This window comes from Flavobacterium sp. CG_23.5 (assembly GCF_017875765.1).
Lineage (GTDB): Bacteria > Bacteroidota > Bacteroidia > Flavobacteriales > Flavobacteriaceae > Flavobacterium.
The window spans coordinates 2,340,876-2,367,423 of the sequence record NZ_JAGGNA010000001.1; the positions used below are offsets into that span (position 1 = coordinate 2,340,876).

21 protein-coding genes are annotated in these 26,548 nt (G+C 35.4%); 9 read left to right on the plus strand and 12 right to left on the minus strand.

Annotated elements, in window-relative coordinates; genetic code table 11:
- Positions 1–9: 9 nt before the first annotated feature.
- The 5 genes from sufD to H4V97_RS10095 form a co-directional block, all read right to left on the minus strand.
- Complete coding sequence (gene sufD / locus H4V97_RS10075) at positions 10–1,326, minus strand: Fe-S cluster assembly protein SufD (RefSeq protein WP_209549644.1); 1,317 nt, start codon at positions 1,324–1,326, stop codon at positions 10–12.
- An 82-nt stretch (positions 1,327–1,408) separates the two neighbouring features.
- Entirely contained in the window at positions 1,409–2,161 is a 753-nt protein-coding gene (sufC, locus tag H4V97_RS10080) for a Fe-S cluster assembly ATPase SufC (RefSeq protein ID WP_196850394.1), read from the minus strand.
- A 35-nt stretch (positions 2,162–2,196) separates the two neighbouring features.
- Entirely contained in the window at positions 2,197–2,685 is a 489-nt protein-coding gene (locus H4V97_RS10085; RefSeq protein WP_196850393.1) for a flavodoxin family protein, read from the minus strand.
- 7 nt (positions 2,686–2,692) lie between these two features.
- A complete protein-coding gene (sufB, locus tag H4V97_RS10090) occupies positions 2,693–4,141 on the minus strand; it encodes a Fe-S cluster assembly protein SufB (protein WP_209549645.1) in 1,449 nt (482 codons plus the stop codon).
- Between the two features lie 79 nt (positions 4,142–4,220).
- Complete coding sequence (locus H4V97_RS10095; RefSeq protein ID WP_196850391.1) at positions 4,221–4,550, minus strand: HesB/IscA family protein; 330 nt, start codon at positions 4,548–4,550, stop codon at positions 4,221–4,223.
- 169 nt (positions 4,551–4,719) lie between these two features.
- Here H4V97_RS10095 and H4V97_RS10100 point away from each other — a divergent pair, with 169 nt between their 5' ends.
- The 4 genes from H4V97_RS10100 to H4V97_RS10115 all read left to right on the plus strand — a co-directional run bounded on the left by H4V97_RS10100 (position 4,720) and on the right by H4V97_RS10115 (position 11,020).
- Positions 4,720–5,580, plus strand: coding sequence for an MBL fold metallo-hydrolase (locus H4V97_RS10100; RefSeq protein ID WP_209549646.1), 861 nt, complete (start codon positions 4,720–4,722; stop codon positions 5,578–5,580).
- A gap of 71 nt (positions 5,581–5,651) precedes the next feature.
- Positions 5,652–7,277: a S8 family peptidase gene (locus H4V97_RS10105; RefSeq protein ID WP_209549647.1), complete on the plus strand. Its 1,626-nt coding sequence runs from the start codon at positions 5,652–5,654 to the stop codon at positions 7,275–7,277.
- 190 nt (positions 7,278–7,467) lie between these two features.
- Complete coding sequence (locus H4V97_RS10110) at positions 7,468–9,081, plus strand: S8 family peptidase (RefSeq protein WP_209549648.1); 1,614 nt, start codon at positions 7,468–7,470, stop codon at positions 9,079–9,081.
- Positions 9,082–9,145: 64 nt separating this feature from the next.
- Complete coding sequence (locus H4V97_RS10115; protein WP_209550295.1) at positions 9,146–11,020, plus strand: M1 family metallopeptidase; 1,875 nt, start codon at positions 9,146–9,148, stop codon at positions 11,018–11,020.
- A 135-nt stretch (positions 11,021–11,155) separates the two neighbouring features.
- On the opposite strand, the gene H4V97_RS10120 is transcribed toward H4V97_RS10115, so the two are convergent.
- From H4V97_RS10120 to H4V97_RS10130, 3 genes are all read right to left on the minus strand, one after another.
- Entirely contained in the window at positions 11,156–11,533 is a 378-nt protein-coding gene (locus H4V97_RS10120; RefSeq protein ID WP_209549649.1) for a hypothetical protein, read from the minus strand.
- A 177-nt stretch (positions 11,534–11,710) separates the two neighbouring features.
- Entirely contained in the window at positions 11,711–13,462 is a 1,752-nt protein-coding gene (locus tag H4V97_RS10125) for a DUF885 domain-containing protein (RefSeq protein ID WP_209549650.1), read from the minus strand.
- Between the two features lie 249 nt (positions 13,463–13,711).
- On the minus strand, positions 13,712–14,650 hold the full coding sequence (locus H4V97_RS10130; RefSeq protein WP_196850385.1) for an L-threonine 3-dehydrogenase: 939 nt from the start codon (positions 14,648–14,650) through the stop codon (positions 13,712–13,714).
- 223 nt (positions 14,651–14,873) lie between these two features.
- Here H4V97_RS10130 and H4V97_RS10135 point away from each other — a divergent pair, with 223 nt between their 5' ends.
- Both H4V97_RS10135 and mfd read left to right on the plus strand, forming a co-directional pair.
- Positions 14,874–15,476 (plus strand): hypothetical protein, encoded by a 603-nt coding sequence (locus tag H4V97_RS10135; RefSeq protein ID WP_196850384.1) that lies wholly within the window; start codon positions 14,874–14,876, stop codon positions 15,474–15,476.
- Positions 15,469–18,927 carry a transcription-repair coupling factor gene (mfd, locus tag H4V97_RS10140; protein ID WP_196850383.1) on the plus strand — a complete coding sequence of 1,153 codons (3,459 nt, stop codon included), beginning with the start codon at positions 15,469–15,471 and terminating at the stop codon, positions 18,925–18,927. Before H4V97_RS10135 ends, mfd begins: the two co-directional genes overlap by 8 nt.
- Before the next feature lie 86 nt (positions 18,928–19,013).
- Here the strand turns inward: mfd and H4V97_RS10145 are convergent, their stop codons facing one another.
- The 3 genes from H4V97_RS10145 to H4V97_RS10155 all read right to left on the minus strand — a co-directional run bounded on the left by H4V97_RS10145 (position 19,014) and on the right by H4V97_RS10155 (position 21,545).
- Positions 19,014–19,670, minus strand: a complete 657-nt coding sequence (locus tag H4V97_RS10145; protein ID WP_196850382.1) for an aspartate kinase — start codon at positions 19,668–19,670, stop codon at positions 19,014–19,016.
- Positions 19,671–19,789: 119 nt separating this feature from the next.
- Positions 19,790–20,149, minus strand: a complete 360-nt coding sequence (locus H4V97_RS10150) for a YraN family protein (protein WP_209549651.1) — start codon at positions 20,147–20,149, stop codon at positions 19,790–19,792.
- A gap of 499 nt (positions 20,150–20,648) precedes the next feature.
- The gene (locus H4V97_RS10155) at positions 20,649–21,545 is read right to left on the minus strand and encodes an LD-carboxypeptidase (protein ID WP_245345263.1); all 897 of its coding nucleotides are present in this window, start codon (positions 21,543–21,545) and stop codon (positions 20,649–20,651) included.
- Positions 21,546–21,810: 265 nt separating this feature from the next.
- On the opposite strand from H4V97_RS10155, the gene H4V97_RS10160 reads away from it, so the two are divergent.
- Complete coding sequence (locus H4V97_RS10160; protein WP_196850380.1) at positions 21,811–22,920, plus strand: endonuclease/exonuclease/phosphatase family protein; 1,110 nt, start codon at positions 21,811–21,813, stop codon at positions 22,918–22,920.
- A gap of 88 nt (positions 22,921–23,008) precedes the next feature.
- Positions 23,009–23,548, plus strand: coding sequence for a 3-hydroxyanthranilate 3,4-dioxygenase (locus tag H4V97_RS10165; protein ID WP_196850379.1), 540 nt, complete (start codon positions 23,009–23,011; stop codon positions 23,546–23,548).
- Between the two features lie 253 nt (positions 23,549–23,801).
- Here the strand turns inward: H4V97_RS10165 and H4V97_RS10170 are convergent, their stop codons facing one another.
- The gene (locus tag H4V97_RS10170) at positions 23,802–24,761 is read right to left on the minus strand and encodes an MBL fold metallo-hydrolase (RefSeq protein WP_196850378.1); all 960 of its coding nucleotides are present in this window, start codon (positions 24,759–24,761) and stop codon (positions 23,802–23,804) included.
- Between the two features lie 200 nt (positions 24,762–24,961).
- Here H4V97_RS10170 and H4V97_RS10175 point away from each other — a divergent pair, with 200 nt between their 5' ends.
- Complete coding sequence (locus tag H4V97_RS10175; RefSeq protein WP_196850377.1) at positions 24,962–26,515, plus strand: aldehyde dehydrogenase family protein; 1,554 nt, start codon at positions 24,962–24,964, stop codon at positions 26,513–26,515.
- The last annotated feature ends 33 nt before the right edge of the window (positions 26,516–26,548 follow it).

Consider the following 26,548-nt stretch of genomic DNA (forward strand, 5'->3'; position numbering starts at 1 on the left):
GGTTAAATACTACAAATCAAATCCCATTTTCACGCCTAATTTCGTAGCGATAATTTTGGTGATTCGTTGTTTTAATTCTGGTATTTTGATGTTTTCAATAACCGCATTGGTGAACGCATACATCAACAAAGCTTTGGCTTCTTTTTGTGGAATTCCACGTTGTTGCATGTAGAACATTGCTGTTTCATCGAGTTGTCCAACGGTGCAACCGTGAGAACATTTGACATCATCAGCAAAAATTTCCAATTGCGGTTTGGCGTTTATAGTCGCTTTGTCGCTCAATAAAATGTTATTGCTTTTTTGGAACGCATTTGTTTTCTGTGCCTCTTTCTCCACATACACTTTTCCGTTGAAAACTCCTGTAGAACGATCCGAATAGATTCCTTTGTAATCTTGGAAACTTTCGCAATTTGGAGTCGAATGTTTCACCAAAGTATAATGATCTACGTGTTGTTTTTCGCCTATAATGGTGATTCCATTTAAAGTGCTTGTCAATCTTTCGCCAAAGTGATAGAAATTCAAGTTGTTTCTTGTCAAGTTTCCTCCAAAAGAAAAAGTATGAACTGAAACGTGACTTTCCTGTTTCTGAGAAACGTAGGTGTTATCAATTAAATTCGCTTCAAGTGTATCATTTTGTATTTTATAATAATCGACAATCGCGCGTTTTTGAGCAAAAATCTCGGTAACCGAATTGGTTAAAACCGGATTTTCATTCAAACTTTGATGACGTTCGATAATTTGAACATGAGAATTCTCGCCAACGATTACCAAGTTTCTTGGTTGCACCATAAGCGCTGCTTCACTTCCTGTTGAGAAATACATAATCTCGATAGGCTTGTCAGCAACTTTACTTTTGGGGATGTTGATATATGCTCCTTCATTGGCGAAAGCCGTATTCAAGGAAGTCAAACTCTCGTCTTTGTTTGCAATTTGGTTAAAATAAGTATCAATAACCATTTTGTATTTTGGTTTGTTCAATGCCGAAGACATTAAGCAAACGTCAATCCCATCGTGAGTTGTTGACGATAAATGCGAATTGAAAACACCATCGACAAACACTACTTTATAAGTATCTACTTCGTGTAAAAAATATTTTTTTACCTGGTTAAATTCAATTGAACTTTCGTGCTTTGGAAAAACGGTAAAGTCATTTTTCAAGATGGCATTTAGCGAAGTGTATTTCCAAGCTTCGTCTTTTTTGGTTGGGAACCCTTTATCTTCAAAGTTTTTTATAGCTGATGTTCTCACATCATGCAGTTCTGAATGAACATCGATGCGCTCTTCAAAAGCCATAAAAGACGATAATAATTTTTCTTTTAAATCCATTTTCTTTATTGTTTAAAGTTTAAGGTTTAAATGTTTAAAGTTATCTGATGGCAACTTTAAACTTTAAACTTCAAACAAAATTTTAAGCTTCTTGTTCTTGTTTAATCCAGTCGTACCCTTTTTCTTCTAATTCTAATGCTAGACTTGCATCGCCGGATTTTACAATTTTTCCGTTGTACAATACGTGAACAAAATCAGGAACGATATAATCCAATAATCTTTGGTAGTGTGTGATTAGGATAATAGCATTTTTATCACTTTTCAGTTTGTTCACTCCATTGGCAACAATTCTAAGTGCGTCAATATCTAGTCCAGAATCAGTTTCATCAAGAATAGCCAATTTTGGTTCTAACATCGCCATTTGGAAAATCTCGTTACGTTTTTTCTCCCCACCAGAAAAACCTTCGTTAAGAGAACGGGACAAAAATTTTCTGTCAATTTCTAATAATTCTGATTTTTCACGAATCACTTTCAGCATTTGATTCGCAGGCATTTCCTCTAAACCTTGTGCTTTACGAGTTTCGTTTATTGCTGTTCTCATAAAGTTAGTCACAGAAACTCCTGGGATTTCCACTGGATATTGAAACGATAAGAATACGCCCTTATGTGCTCTCTCTTCGGGAGCCAATTCAGAAATATCTTCGCCTTCTAAAAGGATTTCCCCTTCGGTTACTTCGTAATTCTCATTTCCTGCAATGATTGCTGAGAGCGTACTTTTTCCGGCACCGTTTGGTCCCATAATCGCATGAATTTCTCCCGCTTTTACTTCAAGGTTAATTCCTTTTAATATTTCTTTGTCTCCAATGGAGGCGTGTAAATTTTTTATACTTAACATGTTTTCTTTAATTTTAAAAGGATTTAAATTCTCTTTTATTCTAAAATACTATTTATATGTTCGTGGTCTTTTATTGTTTGATAGGATAAATGCTTTTCTCCTAAATATTTCATTCCTAAATATTCTGCGGATAATCGGAAGGGCAATTGAAAATCATAATCTAATGTATCATCATCAGAATTTGAAATCACAAACATATTTTTACCTCTTAATTTTCGACCTAATTCTTTTTCGATTCTAATTAAATCAGAAAAGCGATCAAAAAATACTTTCATTATCCCACTCATGCTATACCAGTAAACGGGTGTTGCGAAAACCAGTGTGTCATATTTTTCAATAATTGAAGCTATTAAAGGCAAAAAATCATCGGCTCTATTATGACTTTCATAATCATAATAGGAAATCGAATAATCTCTTAAATCAATAATATCAGCATTTATCTGTGTGGAAATTTTATCAACTATTTTTGAAGTATTTCCATTGCTTCTGGAAGAACCGACAATAATAACTTTCTTGTTTCCCATATTCAAATTATCCAACGCTTCCCTCAAGAGAAATTTCTAATAATTTTTGAGCTTCTACAGCAAATTCCATTGGCAATTTATTCAATACATCTTTACTGAAACCGTTTACGATTAAAGCAATGGCTTTTTCAGTAGGAATTCCACGTTGGTTGCAATAGAAAACTTGGTCTTCGCCAATTTTACTTGTTGTAGCCTCATGTTCTATTTTGGCTGATGGATTTTTACTTTCGATATAAGGAAAAGTATGCGCGCCACAATTATTTCCCATAAGTAACGAGTCACATTGAGAAAAGTTTCTGGCGTTATCTGCATTTGGTGAAATTCTTACTAAACCACGGTAACTGTTTTGTGATTTTCCAGCAGAAATTCCTTTAGAAATAATAGTCGATTTAGTGTTTTTACCTAAATGGATCATTTTTGTTCCCGTATCGGCTTGTTGGAAATTATTAGTAACAGCAATCGAATAAAATTCGCCTGTTGAATTGTCTCCTTTTAATATTACGGAAGGATATTTCCAAGTAATGGCAGAACCGGTCTCTACTTGTGTCCAAGAAATTTTTGCGTTTTTCTCGCAGATTCCTCTTTTAGTCACAAAATTGAAAACGCCACCCTTACCTTCTTTGTTTCCAGGATACCAGTTTTGAACAGTAGAATATTTGATTTCGGCATCGTCCAAAGCGATTAGTTCCACTACAGCAGCGTGCAACTGATTTTCATCACGACTTGGAGCGGTACAACCTTCTAGGTAACTTACGTAACTGCCTTCGTCAGCGATTAATAAGGTTCTCTCGAACTGTCCTGTTCCTGCTTGATTGATTCTAAAATAAGTCGAAAGTTCCATCGGACAACGGATACCTTTTGGAATATAACAGAAAGAACCATCAGAAAAAACAGCCGAATTTAATGCGGCATAGAAATTATCTTTTTGCGGCACAACTGTTCCTAAATATTTACGAACTAATTCTGGATGTTCTTTGATAGCTTCAGAAATACTCATAAAGATAATTCCTTTTTCGCCCAATGTTTTCTTGAATGTTGTCGCTACTGAAACGGAGTCGACTACGATATCCATAGCCACATTATTCATCATTTTTTGCTCATCGACAGAGATGCCTAACTTTTTGTACATTTCTAAAAGTTCCGGATCTACATCGTCCAATGTTTTATTAGGATCTACCGCTTTTGGCGCTGAATAATAGGAGATGGCCTGAAAATCAGGTTTGGTATAATGAACATTAGCCCATTCTGGCTCGGTCATTTGCTCCCAAGCACGAAAAGCCTCCAGACGCCAATCGGTCATCCATTGTGGTTCTCCTTTTTTTTGCGAAATAGCGCGAACGATATCTTCATTTAAACCAATAGGAAACGTTTCCGATTCTAATTCAGTGTAAAATCCGTATTCGTATTCTTTAGTTTCGAGTTCGATTTTTAAGTCGTCTTCTGTGTATTTTGACATATTTTTTGTCTTAAAGTTTTAAAGTCTAAAGTTTTAAAGTCATTACAAGCCTTTCGACTTTATGACTTTCGACATTCGACTATAATGAAAATGATTCTCCACAACCACAAGTTCTGTTGGCATTTGGATTATTAAAAATAAACCCTTTTCCGTTTATTCCTCCTGAGAATTCTAATATGGTCCCGGCTAAATAAAGGAAAGATTTTTTTTCAACAGCAATCGTTATATCGTTATCAACGAAGATTTTATCATCTTCGCTCTTTGTTTTATCAAATTTTAAATCATAAGACAATCCAGAACATCCGCCGCTTTTCACGCCAACTCTAACGTAGTCGACAGCAGCATCAAAACCATCATCTTTCATAAGGTCGATGATTTTCTTTTTTGCAGTATCAGAAACTTTTATCATATCGTTATTTTGATTTTGTCTAAATTAACCGCAAAGATACTATATAAAAACCTTTTTCCATAATTGATAACATTTTTATAACCAATGTCAAAATAGAAAAAAGCTATTTGAAACGACTAAAAGCATTTGAATTCCTTAACTTTGGAACCTGTCAAAAAACATAAAGAACATGAAACTATATCCTATAGAAACCGGAAATTTTAAACTCGATGGTGGCGCTATGTTTGGCGTTGTACCAAAAACCATTTGGAATAAAACCAATCCTGCCGATGAAAACAATTTAATTGACATTGCTGCCCGATGTCTATTAATTGAAGATGGAAACCAATTAATTTTGATTGATACCGGAATGGGTAACAAGCAATCCGAGAAATTTTTTGGGTATTACTCACTTTGGGGAAGCCATTCGATGGATAAATCTTTGGCGAAACATGGGTTTCATCGGGATGATATTACCGATGTTTTTATGACGCACTTACATTTTGACCATTGTGGTGGAAGCGTGCAATGGAACGCTGATAGAACAGGATACGAACCGGCTTTTAAAAATGCTAAATTCTGGTCTAATGAAAATCACTGGGAATGGGCTACAAAACCAAATCCGAGAGAGAAAGCGTCATTCTTGTCTGAAAATATTTTGCCGATGCAGGAAAGCGGGCAACTAAATTTTATCCAAAGACCCGAGGGCGATTTCCTTGAAAAATCAGAGTTGGGATTTGGTATTTTCTTTGCCGATGGTCATACCGAAAAACAAATGATTCCACACATTCAATATAAGGATAAAACGATTGTTTTCTGCGCTGATTTATTGGCAACAGCCGGACACGTTCCTATTGCTTATGTGATGGGCTATGATACCAGACCTTTGTTGACCATGCCAGAAAAAGCAAAATTTCTAAATGCCGCTGCCGAAAATAATTACTATTTATTCTTGGAACACGATGCGCATAACGAAATCATTACCGTTGAAAAAACGGAAAAAGGGGTTAGATTGAAGGAAGTTTTCAGTTGTGAACAAATCCTAAAATAATATCAGTCATAAAAATTTTTGTAACAAAACAGTTTTTTTTAGACAAACACTTAAAATTTAATATAATATTCATGAATAGCATTAAACCAATTTATTTATCTGCATTTGCCCTATTAGTTTTGGCAGGATGTGGCGCTTCAAAACAAGTTTCTAATTCTATGGCAAATACTAATGCCATAAGTGCCCCATTAAACATTAAAAAAAAGGCACCAATAACTGAAAACGATCTAAAACGTTGGAGTCATTTAGATATCGTAAACGATACCATTCCGGGAATGAGCGTTGATAGAGCGTATTCTGAATTATTGAAAAATAAAAAAGGAGTAAAAGTTATCGTGGGAATTGTAGATTCAGGAGTGGATATCGAGCATCAAGATTTGAAATCTGTGGTTTGGACCAATAAAAAGGAAATTGCCGGAAACGGTATTGACGATGACAAAAACGGATATGTTGATGATATTCACGGTTGGAATTTTCTTGGAGATATTACCAAAGAGAATTTGGAATACGAGAGAATTTTAAAGAATAAAAACTTAGTTGATGGCGTAACTTATCAGGCTGCAAAAGCATTAAATGATAAAAAAGTTGCTGATGCAGCTTCGGGGAAAACACGCTCTGAGCAAATGTTAGCAGCTCTAAAAGATGGTGATGCTACTTTGGCAAAGCATTTTGGAAAACCAGTTTACACCATGGAAGAAGTTAAAGCAATTGTTTCACAAGAACCATTAATGCAAAAAAGCAAGGCTTCAATGGAACAAATGCTTTCTTATGGCATGCCTGTAGCAGACTTGAAAATCGCAGTTCAAAAACAATTGGATGGTTTTGATGCGACTTTAAAAGGAGACAACCTAAAAGCCGATTACAGAAAAATTGTAGGCGATAACCCAGAAGATATTACCGATACAAAATACGGAAACAATAACGTAATGGGTCCGGATAAAAATGGAATACTTCACGGAACCCATGTTGCCGGAATTGTTGCTCAAACTAGAAACAATCAATTAGGTGGGGACGGAATAGCAAATAATGTTGAAATTCTAACCGTCCGCGCTGTGCCAGATGGTGATGAATACGACAAAGATATTGCTCTTGGAATTCGTTATGCAGTTGATAATGGTGCTAAAGTAATTAACGGAAGTTTTGGGAAAAGCTTTTCACCACACAAACAATGGGTTTACGACGCTATCAAATATGCCGAGAAAAAGGATGTGTTGATTGTCCATGCAGCTGGAAATGATGCGAAAAACATCGATACAGAGAATAATTTCCCGAACGATTCTGATGATAAAGTAACTGAATTTGCTGATAATGTAATCACAATTGGAGCATTGAATTTTGAATACGGAAACAAAGTAGTGGCGCGTTTTTCTAATTATGGAAAAATCAATGTTGACACTTTTGGACCTGGAGTGAAAATTTATGCCACCACACCAAACGATACGTATAAATATTTACAAGGAACGTCAATGGCTTCGCCAAATGTTGCCGGAGTTGCAGCATTAATTCGTTCTTATTATCCAAAATTATCTGCAAAACAAGTAAAACATATTTTGATGGATTCAGGAGTAGCGATTACAGCAGATGTTATTGTTGGAGGAAAACCAAATGACACTCGATCTTTTACTGCCTTGTCTCAATCTGGAAAAATAGTAAATGCTTACAATGCGATATTGATGGCAGAAAAAATGTCTAAATAGTAAATAATTTAACTTAATTGTAAATGGAAGGGCAAATTGTCCTTCCATTTATTATTTTGAACCAAACAACTTTTCCTCAAATTTATTTCTTTAAACAGTTGTCCGCAAATCATAATAGAGTGTTAATCTATTTAATTTTTGTAGCAAAAAAACATAATTTAGGCGCGCATTTAATTTTAAAAAATCATAAATGAATCATATTAAACCTATCTACTTTTCGGCTTTTGCGCTTTTTGCATTAGTAAGTTGTAGTGCTCAAAAGAAAGTTTCTCATACTGCCGCTCCAATGACGGTAACTACTCCCCAAATAATTAAGAAAATTGCTCCTATTAGTGAAAACGATTTGAAACGATGGAGTCATTTAGATTTGGTAAAAGATACTATCCCAGGAATGAGCGTTGATAAAGCGTATGCTGAATTATTGAAAGGTAAAAAAGGCACTAAAGTCATTGTAGGAATTGTTGATTCGGGTGTAGATATTGACCATGAAGATCTTAAATCGGTAATTTGGACCAACGCAAAAGAAATTTCTGGCAACGGAATTGATGATGACAAAAATGGGTTTATCGATGATATTCACGGGTGGAATTTCCTTGGCGATTCCGGATTTGAAAATTTGGAAATGACTAGAATGCTGAAAAAAGCAGACGATGGATCTGTGGCTTATAAAGCAGCTAAAGCGGATTACGAAGATAAATACAAAAAAGCATTAGAAGGAAAGCAACAAGTGGACTTTCTAATGAGCACAAATAAATCTATTCAGACTTATTTGAAGAAGGACAATTACACGTTAGACGAATTGAAAGCAATTGTCACTTCTGACGATAAATTGAATAGAAGTAAAACGATTATGACTAGTGTTATTGCACAAGGAGGTCCAAATTTCAACGCAGACATCGAAGAATATAGAAAATATATCTATGACCAATTGAATTACAATTTGAACAAAGAATTCAATGGAAGAAAAGTGGTTGGCGATAATCCGGATGACATCAAAGACACTAAATACGGAAATAACATTGTGTATGGACCGGATAAAGAAGAAGCAATGCATGGAACGCACGTTGCCGGAATCATAGCCCAAGTTAGAAATAACAATATCGGTGGAGACGGAATTGCAAATAATGTGGAAATTATGTCCGTAAGAGCCGTTCCTAATGGTGATGAGTATGATAAAGATATTGCTTTGGCAATAAGATATGCCGTAGATAATGGAGCAAAAGTAATCAATGGAAGTTTTGGAAAAAGTTATTCTCCACACAAGCAATGGGTATTTGATGCAATAAAATATGCGGAAAAGAAAGACGTTTTATTTGTACATGCGTCAGGAAACGATGGAAATGATATTGATGTAGCGAAAAACATCAATTTTCCAAATGATTCAGAAGACAATAAAATAGAATTTGCGAGTAATGTCCTTACTGTTGGGGCATTGAATGATGTTTACGGACAAACGGTGGTTGCGCCATTTTCTAATTATGGAACTATTAATGTAGATGTATATGCTCCAGGAATGGAAATTTATGCTTCTGTTCCAAATAATAAATACAAATACGAACAAGGAACTTCTATGGCTTCGCCAAATGCAGCCGGAGTTGCAGCATTAGTTCGGTCCTATTATCCAAAATTATCTGCAAAGCAAGTGAAACAAATCCTAATGGATTCTGGAACACCACTTCCGGCGTCAGTAGAATTAGGGGAAAATAATGAAAAAAAATCGGCAACTGATACTTCAAAATCAGGAAAAATGATCAACGCCTACAATGCTTTGATTCTTGCAGAAACATTATCTAAAAGCATTTAAAATAAATTAATTTACTAATCCAATGGAAGGGCACAATGTTCTTCCATTTTTTATTACAAAAATGATGAGAAAACTCTTTTTACTATCTTTTATCACACTTAATTTTTGTGCTGCATCGGCCCAAAGCACCGGTTATTGGCAACAACAAGTCGATTACAAAATGGATGTGAACATGAATGTTAAGAACTACCAATACAAAGGAAAACAGGAATTGGTTTACACCAATAATTCTAATGATACTTTGAAAAAAGTGTTTTATCATTTGTTTCCAAATGCATTCCAACCCGGAAGTGAAATGGACGCCAGAATTCAGAAGATTATAGATCCAGACGCGAGAATGGTCAACAAAATGAAAGTGGATGGTAAAGACGTAAAAGAAAGCCGCATCAAAACTTTGAAGCCAAATGAAATTGGCTATTTGCGAATTTCAAATTTCAAGCAAGATGGTGTTGATGCAACTGCCAAAGAAGTGGGGACTATTCTTGAAGTTACTTTGGCAAAGCCAATATTACCTAATTCAAAAAGCACTTTCACATTGAATTTTGACGGTCAGGTTCCAGTACAAATTCGTCGTTCAGGAAGAAATAATGTGGAAGGAGTGGAATTATCAATGTCACAATGGTATCCTAAAATGGCCGAATTTGACTTCGAAGGTTGGCATGCAGATCCTTATATCGCCAGAGAATTTCACGGTGTTTGGGGGAATTTTGATGTGAATATTACCATTGATAAAGGGTACACACTTGGAGGTTCAGGCTATTTGCAAAACCAAAATGAAATAGGACACGGTTACCAAGATGCAGGTGTTACCGTGACTACGCCAAAGAAAATGAAAACATTGACTTGGCATTTTATAGCGCCTATGGTACATGATTTCGCTTGGGCTGCCGATAAAAATTATATGCACGATGTGGTAAAAGGACCAAATAATGTTGATTTGCATTTCTTGTATAAAAACAATCCAAAGACAGTAGAAAATTGGAAAAAGCTAGAACCTTTAATGGTTAATGTGATGGATTTTTACAATAAGAAAATTGGAAATTACCCTTATAAACAATACTCTTTTATTCAAGGTGGTGATGGTGGAATGGAATATGCCATGTGTACTTTGATGTTAGGAAACGGAACTTTAGAAGGAATTTTAGGTACTGCTACGCATGAGTTGGGACATTCTTGGTTTCAACATATCTTGGCTTCAAATGAGTCAAAACATCCTTGGATGGATGAAGGGTTTACAACTTATGTTGAAGATTGGGCGCTTAATGAATTAGGCACTAAAAAAGTGGAAAACCCTTTCCAAGGGAATTATAACGCGTACTATAAATTGGTTGAATCAGGCAAGGAACAACCGCAAACCACTCATGGAGATCGTTATGATGAAAATAGGCCGTACAGTATTTCTTCATACGTAAAAGGAAGTCTCTTTTTGTCGCAATTAAATTACGTGATTGGTAAGGATAAATTAGCGGAAACCATCAAAAGATATTTTCATGATTTCAAGTTTAAGCACCCGACTCCAAATGATATCAAAAGAACTGCTGAAAGAGTTTCTGGCGCAAATTTAGATTGGTATTTGGTGGATTGGGCTGAAACTACTAATACAATTGATTACGGAATTAAAGACGTAAAAGAAAATAAAGACCAAACGCTAGTTACTTTGGAAAGAATTGGTAGAATGCCAATGCCAATTGATTTGACGGTCGAATATACAGATGGAAGTACAGAAAGTTTTTACATCCCGTTGCGCATGATGAGTTTTGAAAAAGAGAATCCAAATCCAGCTATAAAAAGAACAGTTTTAAAGGATTGGACTTGGGCACATCCTAAGTATGAGTTTGCTATTTCAAAGCCTAGAACTTCCATAAAGAAAATCGCCATAGATCCAAGTGGTTTAATGGCAGATGTCAAATCAGCTAATAATACATACGAGATTAAGTAATATTTCGTTAAGATTAAAAAAGTCTGATTCTAAAAAACGAAGTGAATCTTTTAATTTTCACATCTCAGATTTCAAACAAAAAACCCCCGAAAACAAGAGTTTTCGGGGGTTTTTATATTCAATGTTCTGATTTAACTATTCGAAATAATTCTTAATATAAGTAATCAGGTTTTCATCACTCATTTTATTAGAAGTGCTATCTGTCGATACTGCATTTTTATATTGAGCAGTTTCAGAAAGAAACTTTGTGAATTGTTCTTGAACTTGGCCTGTTCCAGTTAGATGAATTTCATCCACGTTTGGCATTTTGCTGGCAATGTCCTTGAAAAATTTTTGCGTTAAGCCAATTTCTTGATTGTTCGCTGTTTTTTCACTTGAATTATGACCTGGATCTTCGGTTTTTACATGACCTAAGACTACGAAATCCCCGTTATCAACATTTTCTCTTCCTACAATGGTTGCATGATTAGAATCCATCCAAACACCAAACTGTTTTTTATTTTTTTCTGACATAATAATTTTATTTTTTTTAAAGATAGCCTTTATAGAATGCTAATTTCATTTTTTGGGTTAAGATTGTGATTGTGGCTTTAGCCAAATTTGGTAATAGATTGACATTCCAAAAGTAAATTCCAGTAAAAGTAAATTATTGATTCATACTAAATTAGTGAAATTGGCCATGCAAACATTTTATAAAATTTTACTCCATGTTTTTTTGTCTTTCAACAATACTTCCCTCATAATTTGAATTGGTGGCATACCGTTATCCATCATCGCATCGTTAAATTTTTGTAAGCTATACTTGTCGCCTTCTTGTTTTTTGTAATCTTCGCGTAATTTCAGGATTTGTAATTTACCCAAAGTATAGAATAAATAACCGGGGTCGTAGGTTCCACGCAACGCTTCTTGTCGAGATGGTTTGTCGCCTTGATACCAGTTGTTCATGAAAAATTTGGTGGCGTCATCAACATTCATTCCGTGACAATGCGTGTTAATCGAGACGCACAAACGGCAAATGCGCAACAATGCATCTCCAGATTGGGCTAAACGATATTTTGCCGCCTTAATTGGATCACCTGTGTTGCCAAAACCGGCATCTAGCATCATTTTTTCAGTATAATGCGCCCAACCTTCAATGAAAGCGTAGCTTCCAAAAATCTTCTGAATCTTGGAGGCATCCGAAGCATTTAAATGTAAAAATTGCGTGTAATGCCCCGGATAAGCTTCATGAATTGAAACCACATCCGTCGTGTAAAAATTGAATTGTGCCAACCAATCTTCTTGTTGTTTTGGGGTCCATTTTGGATCGACCGGTGTTATATAGTAATAAGCTTCCGTAGCTTTTGTTTCAAAAGGACCAGGAGTATCCATCGATGCCGTACTGGTTGAACGCGCATAAGTTGGCGTTTCTTTCACCATTACGCGCACTTCAGAAGGCATGGTAACGATTTTCTTGTCAATCAAAAACTGGCGAATTGATTCCAAATTTTTTCTCGCATCTGGTATTAAACTTGCTGCTGTAGGATGTTCCTTTTGCATTTCGTTATATACATCAAGGGGTTTTTTGTTTGGATTGATGATTTTTGCAGCCGCATTAAACGATTCTTGCTCTTTCTTTAATTCTTTCATTCCAACAGCTAAAATATCATCTGCTGACATGGTGATTCCTTCGCCATACAACAGCATTTTTTGGTAATTAGCTTTGCCAATCGCATATTTATTGTTTGCCTTGGCTAATTTTTCTTTTTCCAAAAACGAAGCATAATCGTTTATGGCATCTATGGCTTTTTTATTGGCACTATTGAAAGCCTTCATTAAGGTATCATTTTTAACGTCTTTCAATGCAATTAAAAGATCGGTTCCAAGGAAAGAAGCGGAGCCTTTTGCAATTTCAATTGCCAACTGAATGTGTGGTAATGCCAATGAATCCTGTAGATTTACCTTTGCTGCTTCGTAAATCTTTGGTGCTTCATTCTCAATAGCAATGATGGATTTGATCTGCTGTTCTATTGGGGCAAAATTTCTTTTGATATAAATATTCACATCGATTAATCCGGCGTAGGTCATGGGATTTTTAGTGTATATTTTCAAATCTTCAAAAGAAAACAACTCGTTTTTTATGTTGGAACGCATCATTTTCCAATCGTAATAATTTTTTTTACTTAAAGAAGCGGAATCTATTTGCGAAAGATTCTTATCAAACTCTTTTAGTCTTGCTACTTCCTTATCTAATGAAGCTTTGCTGAAATCAGTAATTTTCCCGTCATATTCATGAAGTCCCAGAGCCACTCCCATTTGTGGACGCCAGGCTAAATATCCATTCAGGTAGTCTTCGGAAAGTTTTTCAAAAACAGTATCGCCTGAGGCAGCACTTTTTTTATTTTGGTTGCAACCAATTAAAGTAAAGATAAAAACGAATTGTAATAGAATAATTTTTTTCATATTCGAAGAAGTTAAGATTAAAACAGCGGTTTGTTTATTGCTATTATTCCGATTAAAATTATAGCTAATCAAAAGTAAGAATTTTTATAACAATATGGTTTTTATTTATTTAACAGAATTGTACCATAATATCCACTAACGTAAAAATGTCTAATTGTAAAAACAGGTTGGATTCCTGGGTTTGTACAATTAGACATTTTTTATTTCAATGTCTGTCGGCTTTAATCACCTAAAAGAATAGACAAAAAATTATTTCAAATGTTCCAGCATATCTTTTGTCATTGATTCTAAATCAAACTCGTGTTTCCATTTCCAATCTTTTCTGGCTTCGGCGTCATCGATACTTGCTGGCCAACTGTCGGCTATTTTTTGACGGAAGTCTGGTTCGTAAGAAATAGTAAATTCTGGAATGTGTTTTTTAATCTCAGCGGCAATTTCAGTTGGGGTAAAACTCATTGCGGCCAGGTTATAAGCAGAACGAATTTTTATTTGTTCGGCTGGTGCTTGCATAATTTGTATTGTTGCGGCAATGGCATCATCCATGTACATCATTGGCATCTTAGTTTCAGAGGATAAAAAACATTCGTATTTTCCATCGCTTAAAGCTTTGTGATAAATATCTACAGCATAATCAGTGGTTCCACCGCCCGGAGGGGACGACCAGCTAATTAATCCCGGATAACGCACGCTACGCACATCAACTCCAAAAATGTTATGGTAGTATTCACACCATCTTTCACCAGATTGTTTACTGATTCCGTAAACCGTAGAAGGTTCCATGATTGTATATTGAGGGGTATTTTCTTTAGGTGTTGTAGGACCAAAAACAGCAATACTTGATGGCCAGAATATTTTTTTTATTTTTTTGGCTTTAGCCAAATTCAAAACGTGAAACAACGAATTCATATTCAAATCCCAAGCAAATGCTGGGTTTTTCTCCGCTGTTGCAGATAATAAGGCAGCCATTAAATAAATTTCATCAATTTGATGCACTTCGACAAGATGCTCAATTTGATTGAAATCCAATGCATTTACTACTTCAAAAGGGCCTGAATTCACTACGTCATTGTTCAGTTTTCGAATATCGGAAGCAATTACATTCTCAGTTCCATATATCTTTCGTAATTTATGGGTAAGCTCCGTTCCAATTTGTCCGCAAGCGCCTATAATCAATATTTTAGTACTCATTTTGTCTGTTTTAGAAATGCAAATATAACGTTTTCGTATATATTATTATTTTGAAAAAAAAGTATGAAATTTCTTGAAAAAGCATTTATAAAGTTGGTTTATTTCTTAATTTTTATGTTTTTTAATACATAAAAGCACTTCTAAGACATTAGATTGTTATTCCTGAACTGTAATTCGTTATTATAAATTTACTTTGTAACTTTGTCCTTTAATATATTCAACTATGAAATATAAATTATCATGCCTCTTTTTTCTGATTATCATTCTTTCTTCATGCAAAAATGATAATCAAAAACGACTGGCAGAAAATCAAAAACAAGCTAAGAAAAACGAAGTTATTTTTTCAAATATCAACAAAGGCTGGGTTTTTTACGACACACCTATTAATGCAACTTCAGAGGCATCGATATCAACTTGGAACGAATGGAGAATTTTTCTAGCTGAATTAGCTATTAAACCTAAAAAAACCTTAGGAGCTTTTCAAAAAAAATCAAAAGCATTGACTAAAAAAGTAATGGCTTTAAATGACAACATTCCGAGTCAATTCAACCAACCACAAATAAAAAGCAGAGTATCCACTTTAATCACAAAAGTTCAAATGCTGGATTTATTCATTAACTTGGATAATATCCCTGATAAAAAAGTGACTATTTTGGTTTCAGAAATTAATTTAGAATTGGTGTCCTTGCAAAGACAAATGGACAAAATTGTGGAAAAAAGTAAAATTCCTGTCGAAGAAGGAGAATCTGAATTAAAGAAAATGATGGATGCCTCGAGAGCAATTCCAAACACGCCAGTCGACCCAAATACCCCTCAAGTTGAGTAAAAAAGCCTTATACAACAGTTACGATAATTCGCCTAAAACAGAGCAAATTGTTGCCCGGTTGCACGAAAATAATCAGGTGAAAATACATCTTAATGGATTGTTAGGATCTGCACTTTCATTTGTTATCCGAGCTGTTTTTAAAAAAGCAGAGCAGCCTTTTTTAATTATTTTAGACAATAAAGAAGAGGCAGCTTACTATTTGAATGACTTGGAACAAATGATTGGCGACCAGGATGTGTTGTTTTATCCAGGTTCGTATCGTCGTCCCTACCAAATTGAAGAAACTGATAACGCTAATGTTCTGCTTCGCGCCGAAGTCCTCAACAGAATTAATTCCCGCAAAAAACCGGCCATTATTGTCACTTATCCCGAAGCCATTTTTGAAAAAGTGGTAACCAGAAGAGAATTAGACAATAACACGCTGAAAGTAAATGTAGGCGACAAAATATCTATCGATTTTATCAACGAAGTTTTATTCGAATATGAATTCAAAAGGGTTGATTTCATAACAGAACCAGGAGAATTCTCGGTGCGTGGAGGAATAGTCGATGTGTTTTCTTTTTCGAATGATAATCCGTACCGTATAGAATTTTTTGGAGACGAAGTGGAAAGCATTCGCAGCTTTGATGTTGCGACGCAATTGTCATTGGAAAAACAAAAAAAAATTACAATAATCCCGAATGTCGAGAATAAATTTTTTCAGGAAAACAGAGAAAGCTTCTTGGATTATATTTCGGAGAAAACGGTTATTTTTATTCAAAACACGGAATATTTTTTATCACAATTAGACAAACAATTTGCCAAAGCAGAAGAAGCTTTTGAAAAATTGTCAAAAGACATAAAACATTCCACTCCCGAACAATTATTCTTGAATCAAGCGAGTTTTATAAAAAGAGCGTTGGACTTTTCGATTGTGGAATTGAATTCGAAACCCATTTTTAGAACCACTAAAAAATTCGAGTATCACATTAAGCCGCAACCGTCATTCAATAAGCAATTTGATTTGTTGTTGAATAACTTGAACGAGAATCATTTTAACGGATATAAAAACTATTTGTTTTGTTCAAATGAAGCTCAGGCGAAGCGGTTTCATGATATTTTCGAAACCGTCTTAAGTGAAGATTTTAATTCGAAGGGAAATACTAGTGAGACGGTTCTTGACCACCATTTAAAAACAATTAAAAAAGGGGGAAAAACCTTGGATGAAGCGAATGCGGAGAATATCCGAAAGCAATACAACACAATCGTTTTGCCTTTGTACCAAGGATTTATCGACGAAGAAAACCAAATCACTTGTTACACCGACCATCAAATTTTTGAGCGCTACCATAAATTCAACATTAAAAGCGGCTATTCGAAAAAGCAAAATATTACTTTAAAGGAACTTACAACTTTATCCGTTGGCGATTATGTAACACATATTGACCACGGGATTGGACGATTTGGCGGATTGCAAAAAATACAAGTCGAAAACAAGACTCAAGAAGCCATAAAGCTCGTGTATGCCGATAATGATATTGTGTATGTGAGCATTCACTCGCTGCATAAAATTTCAAAGTACAACGGAAAAGACGGTGCGCCACCCAAGATTTACAAGCTGGGTTCGAATGCTTGGAAGATTTTAAAACAAAAAACCAAGGCACGCGTTAAACATGTTGCCTTCAACCTGATTCAGCTGTATGCCAAAAGAAGATTGGATAAAGGATTCAAGTTTGCGCCGGATAGCTATTTGCAAAACGAATTGGAAAGTTCGTTTATATACGAAGATACGCCCGACCAAACTAAATCGACGGCAGAAGTAAAAGCCGATATGGAAAGTGACCGCCCAATGGATCGCTTAGTTTGCGGTGATGTGGGTTTTGGTAAAACCGAAGTCGCTATTCGTGCGGCTTTCAAAGCGGTTGATAACAGTAAACAAGTGGCCATTTTAGTACCAACAACGATTTTGGCTTACCAACATTACCGTACTTTCACCGAAAGATTGAAAGATATGCCGGTTTCTGTGGGGTATTTAAACCGTTTTAGAACTGCCAAACAAAAAGCGGAAACCTTAAAATTATTAGCCGAAGGAAAACTGGATATTGTTATTGGAACACATCAATTGGTCAATAAAAATGTGGTTTTCAAAGATTTAGGATTGCTGATTGTGGACGAGGAACAAAAATTTGGTGTCAACGTAAAAGACAAACTTAAAACCATTGCAGCCAATGTAGATACGCTGACCTTAACAGCAACTCCAATCCCGAGAACTTTGCAGTTTTCGTTGATGGCTGCACGCGATTTATCAGTAATTACAACGCCTCCGCCCAATCGTTATCCTATCGAAACCAATGTGGTGGGCTTCAGTGAAGAGTTGATTCGGGATGCGATTTCATATGAAATTCAGCGTAACGGGCAGGTATTTTTCATCAATAACAGAATCGAAAATATAAAAGAAGTGGCCGGAATGATTCAGCGTTTGGTTCCCAATGCCAGAGTGGGAATTGGTCACGGACAAATGGAAGGCAGAAAACTGGAAGAGTTGATGTTGGCTTTTATGAACGGTGAATTTGATGTTTTGGTGGCAACCACCATCATCGAAAGCGGACTGGACGTTCCTAATGCCAATACGATTTTTATCAATAATGCCAATAATTTTGGTTTGTCTGATTTGCATCAAATGCGAGGTCGAGTAGGGCGTAGTAATAAAAAAGCGTTTTGCTATTTTATCTGTCCACCCTATTCTGCCATGACTGATGATGCGAGAAAACGAATTCAAGCCTTGGAACAATTCAGTGAATTGGGAAGCGGTTTTAATATTGCGATGAAAGATTTAGAGATTCGTGGTGCAGGAGATTTATTAGGTGGTGAACAAAGTGGTTTTATCAATGAGATAGGTTTTGATACGTACCAAAAAATTCTGAACGAAGCTATTGATGAATTGAAGGAAAATGAATTCAAGGATTTATATCCTGAAGAAAACAATTTGGAAACCAAAGAATATGTAAAAGACCTTCAAATCGATACCGATTTTGAGTTGTTGTTTTCGGACGAATACATCAATAATGTCTCCGAGCGATTGAGTTTATACAATGAATTGGGCGGTGTAAAAAATGAAGAAGAACTCATTATTTTCCAAAATAAATTGATTGACCGTTTTGGTCCTATGCCACCACGCGCCAAAGCGTTAATGAATAGTATTCGCATAAAATGGATTGCCACTCGCATTGGAATCGAGAAATTGGTGATGAAACAAGGCAAAATGATTGGGTATTTCATATCCGACCAACAATCGGATTATTACCAGTCGAACCGTTTTCAAGACGTGTTGCAGTTTGTACAAAAACACAGTTCTATTTGTAAAATGAAAGAAAAACAAACACCAGCGGGTTTAAGGTTATTGTTGACTTTTGACAATGTGAAGAATACGAGGACAGCTTTGGAATTGATGGAGATGTTGGGAGGGAAGTAGAATGAAATTAAATTTTAGTAAATTAATTACAGTAAATATAGTTCCACCTGGTCTCCCCTCCTTCGGAGGGGGCAGGGGGAGGATTCCTAATTCTTCAAATCCTTAATCACTTTAAAAGCCACATCCACTTGTTCTTCACTTACCAAAATGGTAAATTCATTTGAGGTCGAAATCACCTCATTGATAATAATTCCTTCCCAAGCCAAACGCTGGAAAATGAAATAATAAATCCCTGGAACAACGATGTTTTCTTTTGGTAATTTTACAGTTATTGAAGCTAGATTGTCTAGTTTTTGAATTAATTTCTCGGATGCAAAGTGTTTATCAACCAAATGGGTTACACTGTTGCTTACCACAATATTAGTTTCATTAACGCCTCTTGATGAGGTATAAAAAATATCTGGAAACGAATTAATATCAGTAATTAAATCAGCTTGTTTGTTTAAAACGGTGTCTGACGCCGCAAAAGTATAATCGGTCAACGCGGAGCGAACGGTAATTTCTCCAATGTTTTTTATGACTTTATTGATTTTATGATTTAGTCGAAAATCTAATTCTTCGGTTAATCTTTTTAATGCCATGACAACTGCGCCCTGCTTCACTTCTTTGCCAAATTCACTTTCCAATTCGGTCATTATATTACGCGATAGTGAAGTCAGATTAATAATTCCGAGCGATAAGGCATTCAATAAAAAAGGCTTGGTTTTGATGTAATTTTCTACAATAGAAGAAACAGTTTTCATAGCTATAAGTTTTTAGTTTTTTGTTGTAAAAGGTTGTAGTTAGTAAATAGTTGTGTTAAAAACTACTGCAAATATAATAAAAAAACAATTTGTTACAAATATAACACATTAAAATTTATTTAAAAATGGTAAAAAGCATCCATAAGGTGCTCAATTACAAAAGATTTGCCTTCTTTGTGGATGGCGATAATGTCAAAACGAACTTCAATGTCTAAATCTTTTGCATTTACAAAAGCATCTACCGCTTTTACAAGAAGTTGAATTTTTTTTGGTTTCACAAAATCTTGTGGCAATCCAAATTCTAAGGAAGAACGGGTTTTTACTTCCACAACTGCAAGCGTGTTTTCTTTTTGGGCAATAATATCAATTTCCGCTTTTTGAAAAGTCCAGTTGGTTTCCAGAATAGTGTAGCCGTCTTTCCGAAGAAATTCGACTGCCATTTCTTCCCCAAGTTTTCCAAGTTCGTTGTGTTCTGCCATGAGAATATTGTTCAGTGTTCATCCCGAAGCTTCGGGAGCAGTATCCAGTTTGAATAGACTTTCGATTAAAAATAGTGTTTTCTATCCGGTTTTAAAAACTTCTGAAATCAAAAATCGTTAATCCTCAATCTGCAATCAATTTCAGTGTTCAATTTAAAGTGCTCATTTTCAAAACTTCTGCAATCAAAAATCGTTAATCCTCAATCTGCAATCAATTTAAGTGTTCATCCCGAAGCTTCGGGAGCAGTATCCAGTTTGAATAGACTTTCGATTAAAAATAGTGTTTTCTATCCGGTTTTAAAAACTTCTGAAATCAAAAATCGCTGATCCTCAATCTGCAATCAATTTCAGTGTTCAATATATAGTGCTCAGTTTCCAAACTTCTGAAATTAAAAATCGTTAATCTACAATCGAAAATCAAAAAAATTGTATTCAGTTTTCAATATACATTCTCCAACTACTTCAGTCTATTCTCTACTTTTTCGGGAAAAGGGATTTCTTATTCAAAAGTAACAGTACTCAATTTATCATTTACATCAATCGTCACTTTACTTCCTAGAACCAAAGCTCTATTGTCTTGAATATGACCTGCAGGAAAATTATACAAAACGGGAATGTTGTATTTTTTTGTGACATCATCAATAATTTCAATGGCATTTTTCCCCCATGGGATATCATTGTCTTTCATTTTTGTCATGGAACCCACCACAATTCCTTTTATGCTTTCCAGACAGCCATTGCGTTTCAAGTTCATCATCATGCGGTCGATATGATATAAATATTCGTCTAAATCTTCGATGAATAAAATTTTATCCGTGCAATCAATAGCTGATTTAGAACCAAATAAACTGTATAAAATGGATAAATTTCCGCCAACTAATTGACCCGTCGCAGTCCCCAATTTATTCATTGCAAATGGGGGCACTTTATAAGCAAGAGGTCGCCCAAACATTGCAATGCGTAACGATTCTATAGCTTCTTTTGTTGCTCTGGGAATGCTTATTGGCATAATACCGTGGATGGATTTGAAACCTAAAGTATTCAAATGATTGTGCAAAACGGTAACATCGCTAAAACCTATAATCCATTTTGGATTTTGTTTAAACTTGGTAAAATCCAATAAATCAATCATTCGCACCGTGCCATATCCGCCTTTTACACACCAAATCGCTTTGATGTTTGGATTGTCTAATTGTTTCTGAAAATCGGCTGCACGTTGTTCATCGGTGCCGGCTAATTGATTGTCATCTAAACCAATTGTACTGCCAATAACGACTTCAAGACCCCAACTGTGCATTAAATCTATCGCAGGTTTGAGGTTATCGTCTATATTTTTTCTGGCTGTTGCCAAAATGGCTATTGTATCTCCTTTTTGTAAAATAGGTGGTGTAATCATCGGTGTTTCGGCTTTGCAGTTGAAGGATTGTAAAACAAAAATAAGAAATAGGAATTTATATAAAACAAAATGGATGTTTATAAAAGTGGATCGATTCGAATGCATTTTTGTTTTTTTTATAAATATATCAAATTCTAAGAAGTAAGCGTCAGTATAAACGAACACAAAGATAGGTTTTTTGAAAATAATGTAGAGTTCCATATTTAAATGGAGTATTTTTACAAATAGCGAACAAGTCAATTTAATTGTATAATTTAAAAAATTTATGAGAATAACTCCTTTGATTCTCCTGTTTATTTTATTTTTCTCCAATGCAACTTCATCGGCACAACAGAAAAATTATATCATTCATACGGTGGCTTTTTATAATTTCGAAAATTGCTTCGACACTATAAATGACCCAGTTACCAATGATGATGAATGGACGCCAACAGGAGCGCAACGCTGGAATTCTACAAAATATCATCATAAACTTGCCAACTTAGCAAGAGTTTTATCTGAAATTGGGTCAGGGGAAAATTCAGATTCTCCCACATTCATAGGCGGTTCCGAAATTGAAAACAGAGGAGTTTTGGAAGATTTAATCAAACAACCCAAACTGATTAATAAAGACTATGGAATTATTCATTTTGATTCTCCTGACAAAAGAGGAATTGACGTCGCCTTGTTGTATCAAAAAAAGCAGTTTCAACCCACCAGTTTTTCAAATATTCCTTTGTTTGTTTATAAGAATGACTCAAAAACGAAGGAAGTTTTAAAAACAGAATCGGAAGAAAAGACCGATGATGTTTTGCAAGTAAGCAATCAAAATCATCGTATTTACACCAGAGATCAGCTTCTGGTAACTGGTTTTCTCGATGGAGAAGAAATTAATATCATTGTAAATCACTGGCCATCCCGTTCTGGCGGTGAGAAAAAAACCAGTCCTTTTAGAGAAGCGGCGGGAGCATTAAATAGAAAAATAATCGATTCCTTGCAAAGAATAAACCCAAATGCAAAAGTCATAACCCTTGGCGATTTGAATGATGGTCCATATAATAGGAGCGTTAAAATTGCGCTTGGTGCCAAAGCCAAAAAAGCAGATGTCCAGCCACTCGGTATTTACAATCCATTTGAAGAAATGGCCAAAAACGGAATGGGAACTATCGCTTTTCGCGACGCATGGGATATTTTCGATCAAATAATGGTTTCCGAATCTTTATTGGCAACTAGTAAAACTTCTTTTTCCTATTGGAAAGCCGGGATTTATAACAAAGCTTTTTTGATACAAACCAGTGGACAATACAAAGGATATCCTTTGAGACACTCGCCGACAGAAATTGGCTTCAGCGACCATTTTCCAGTCTATATTTATTTGATCAAAGAAAAAAAATGATCTTGTAGAGATGCACTGCAGTGCATCTCTAACTAGTGCCTCTCTACCTATTTTTTTATTTCATAACTTTACACTAAAATTAGAAAACATGGCAATAGCAAAACCTTTCAACCTCAATAAATGGATAGACGAAAACCGTCATCTTCTAAAACCGCCGGTAGGAAATAAAAATCTATATACTGAATCGGGGGATTATATCGTCATGATTGTCGCTGGTCCCAATGCTCGGAAAGATTATCATTACAACGAAACCGAAGAATTGTTTTACCAACTCGAAGGTTCGATAAAAGTAATCGTTCAAGATAACGGCGAGCGAAAAGAAATGGAACTTCATGCAGGCGATATGTACCTTCATCCGGCCAAAACACCCCACTCACCAGTGCGTTCCGAAGGTTCTATAGGATTAGTAATCGAACGTAAACGCGCTGGACTAGGCTATAAGGACGGTTTATTATGGTTTTGCGATAGCTGCAATCATAAATTGTATGAAGTTTATTTCGAGCTTCACAACATCGAAAATGATTTTTTGCCTCATTTTGAGCATTTTTACAATTCAGAAAAGTTGAGAACCTGCGAGAATTGCGGAACCGTAATGGAGGCTGACCCAACATTCATAGCCAAAAAATAATATTCAGGAGCAATTTCCCGTCATTCGCTATATCTTTTTTGGTCTCGTTAAAGAACGAGACCACAAAAGGATACCGCTACTACCGGGGCTAGGGTTGGTTGATATAAATGATATTTTTTTTTAAAATAAATATTGGAACACATTTTAAAAAAGAAATAGATTTCATGTTTGAATATGCTTTTCAAGTAGGTAAAAAACGAGTTTAAAGTATAATTTAAATTGGAAAATGGAAGGTATATTAACAAAACATAATCTACAATTCAAATCGTTTGCCTTGTTCAGGAAAAATAAGTTTCAGGCCCAAATCATTCTGCTTTTTTAACTGCGCTTTAATTTTCAACATATTTTCAACTGGCGGTTTTAAATGTGTAACAATTATTTTAAAATCTTTTAAAGCATCTTTTCCATTAAGCGCACTTAAAGTATGAAGTTCTTTTAAAAGATAATTAGGCGTTAAGTGGCCATACAACAGAGAATCGGGTTGCTCGTTAGGAAACGAAACCTCAATGAAAATTCCTTTTAATTGTTTGTTTTTAATTAAAGGCGCAATTTCGGTCCAAAGCAAACTCAATTTGTTACTTTTTTCAACAAAATCGGGTCCGGTGTCGCCTAAATACAAAGCATAGGCATCTCCATTTTTTATTAGAAAAGCGGTACTTTCATAAGGACTTCCATGACTTAGCGCAAACGCTTTTACGGTCATTGTTGTATTTGTAATCAACGTTTCTTTTCCTGTATTTAATGTTTGAAAATGGTATTTTTTTATTTGGAATCCAGTTCCTTCATCTCCAAAATTTGCCCAAGTTTGTCCATTAAAATAATGTTTGTCCATCATTTCCATGCAGCTCTTGATGGCGTAAACTGTTTTTGATGAATCTGTAGGCGAATTAATAATTAAACCAGAGACATGGTCTAAATGCGCATGTGAAATAAAATAGCCTTTGATGTATTTTTTTAAAACTTCAGTTGCAGAGAGTTTGAAAACTTTATTTTCAATCGCTTTTTCAATTCCGGAATATATTGTCCCAGCATCAAGGCAAATAAAATCGTTGGTATTTGACGGCGCAAGCAAGTAAGCCGAAAGATTTTTTTCGTCAGTACCTCCTTTTACACCCAAAGGAATTACCTGAAATGCTGATTTTTGTTCTTTTTGTGCAGTTATACTTATTGAAATTAAAAACAAACAAATCCAGAGCCGATTAAATAATGTCATAGTTTTAAATTTTGAATTAATTTTCAGAGCATAAAATTAGTTTCTTCTTTTGGACTTGGAGCATTTATTTTGTAGAATCGATACCAACTGATTAAATTCGTCTAAATTTACTTCGATTTTAATAATTTAATTCGTTAGAAATTCAACTTGAAATAATATCTTTACAAAAAAATATAACAATTTTAATTAAAAAAGTTACAATGATAACAATAGCAGATCAATTTGGAATGAAAGAAGCATTGGCGCAATTGGGTGTAAAAGCCATAAACGAAGGAACTTCAACAGGTGTAAACCATTTTTCAAACGGAGAAATTCTTGAAAGTCATTCGCCAGTTGACGGACAATTAATCGCATCAGTAAAAACAAGTACCGCTGCCGATTACGAAAAAGTAATGCAAACCGCAACCGAAGCTTTTAAAACATTCAGATTGATGCCAGCACCACAACGTGGTGAAATCGTGCGTCAGTTTGGAGAAAAATTACGTAAAAACAAAGAAGCTTTGGGTAAATTGGTTTCCTATGAAATGGGGAAATCATTACAAGAAGGATACGGAGAAGTTCAGGAAATGATTGATATCTGCGATTTTGCAGTCGGTCTTTCTCGTCAGTTGCACGGGTTAACCATGCATTCTGAACGTCCACAACACAGAATGTACGAGCAGTATCACTCCTTGGGAGTTGTTGGGATTATCTCAGCGTTTAACTTTCCAGTGGCGGTTTGGGCTTGGAATACCGCTTTAGCATGGATTTGTGGTGATGTTTGTGTTTGGAAACCTTCAGAAAAAACACCACTTTGTGGAATTGCCTGTCAAAATATAATTGCTGAAGTAATCAAAGAAAATAACCTGCCAGAAGGGATTTCTTGCTTGATAAACGGAGATTATAAAGTGGGAGAGATGATGACTAATGATAAACGCGTGCCGTTGATTTCTGCTACAGGTTCGACTCATATGGGGAAAATCGTTGCGCAAACGGTGGCGGGTCGTTTAGGAAGATCATTATTGGAATTAGGCGGAAACAATGCGATTATTGTAACACCGGATGCTGATATTAAAATGACCGTTATCGGCGCTGTTTTTGGAGCAGTAGGAACTGCAGGACAACGTTGTACTTCAACTCGTCGTTTAATTATTCACGAAAGTGTTTACGATAAAGTAAAAGATGCAGTAGTTGCCGCTTACAAACAATTGAATATCGGAAATCCATTGGACGAAAAAAATCACGTTGGACCGCTAATCGATACACATGCAGTTGAAATGTACAATAAAGCTTTGACTAAAGTAGTTGCAGAAGGTGGAAAAATCCTTGTTGAAGGTGGCGTATTTTCTGGTGAAGGTTACGAAAGCGGATGTTATGTGAAACCTGCGATTGCAGAAGCAGACAACTCATTCGAAATCGTGCAACACGAAACTTTTGCTCCTGTTTTATACTTAATAAAATATTCGGGTACTATAGAAAATGCTGTTGATGTTCAAAACGGAGTGGCTCAAGGATTGTCCTCAGCGATTATGACTAACAATTTAAGAGAAGCAGAATATTTCTTATCTGCTGTAGGTTCTGATTGTGGTATTGCTAATGTAAACATCGGAACTTCCGGCGCGGAAATCGGTGGTGCTTTTGGTGGTGAAAAAGAAACAGGAGGAGGTAGAGAATCAGGTTCTGATGCATGGAAAGTGTATATGCGTCGTCAAACCAATACGATTAACTATGGGACATCGTTGCCATTGGCGCAAGGAATTCAATTTGGGTTCTAAGTAACAAAATAAAAAGAATGATTATATCAAACG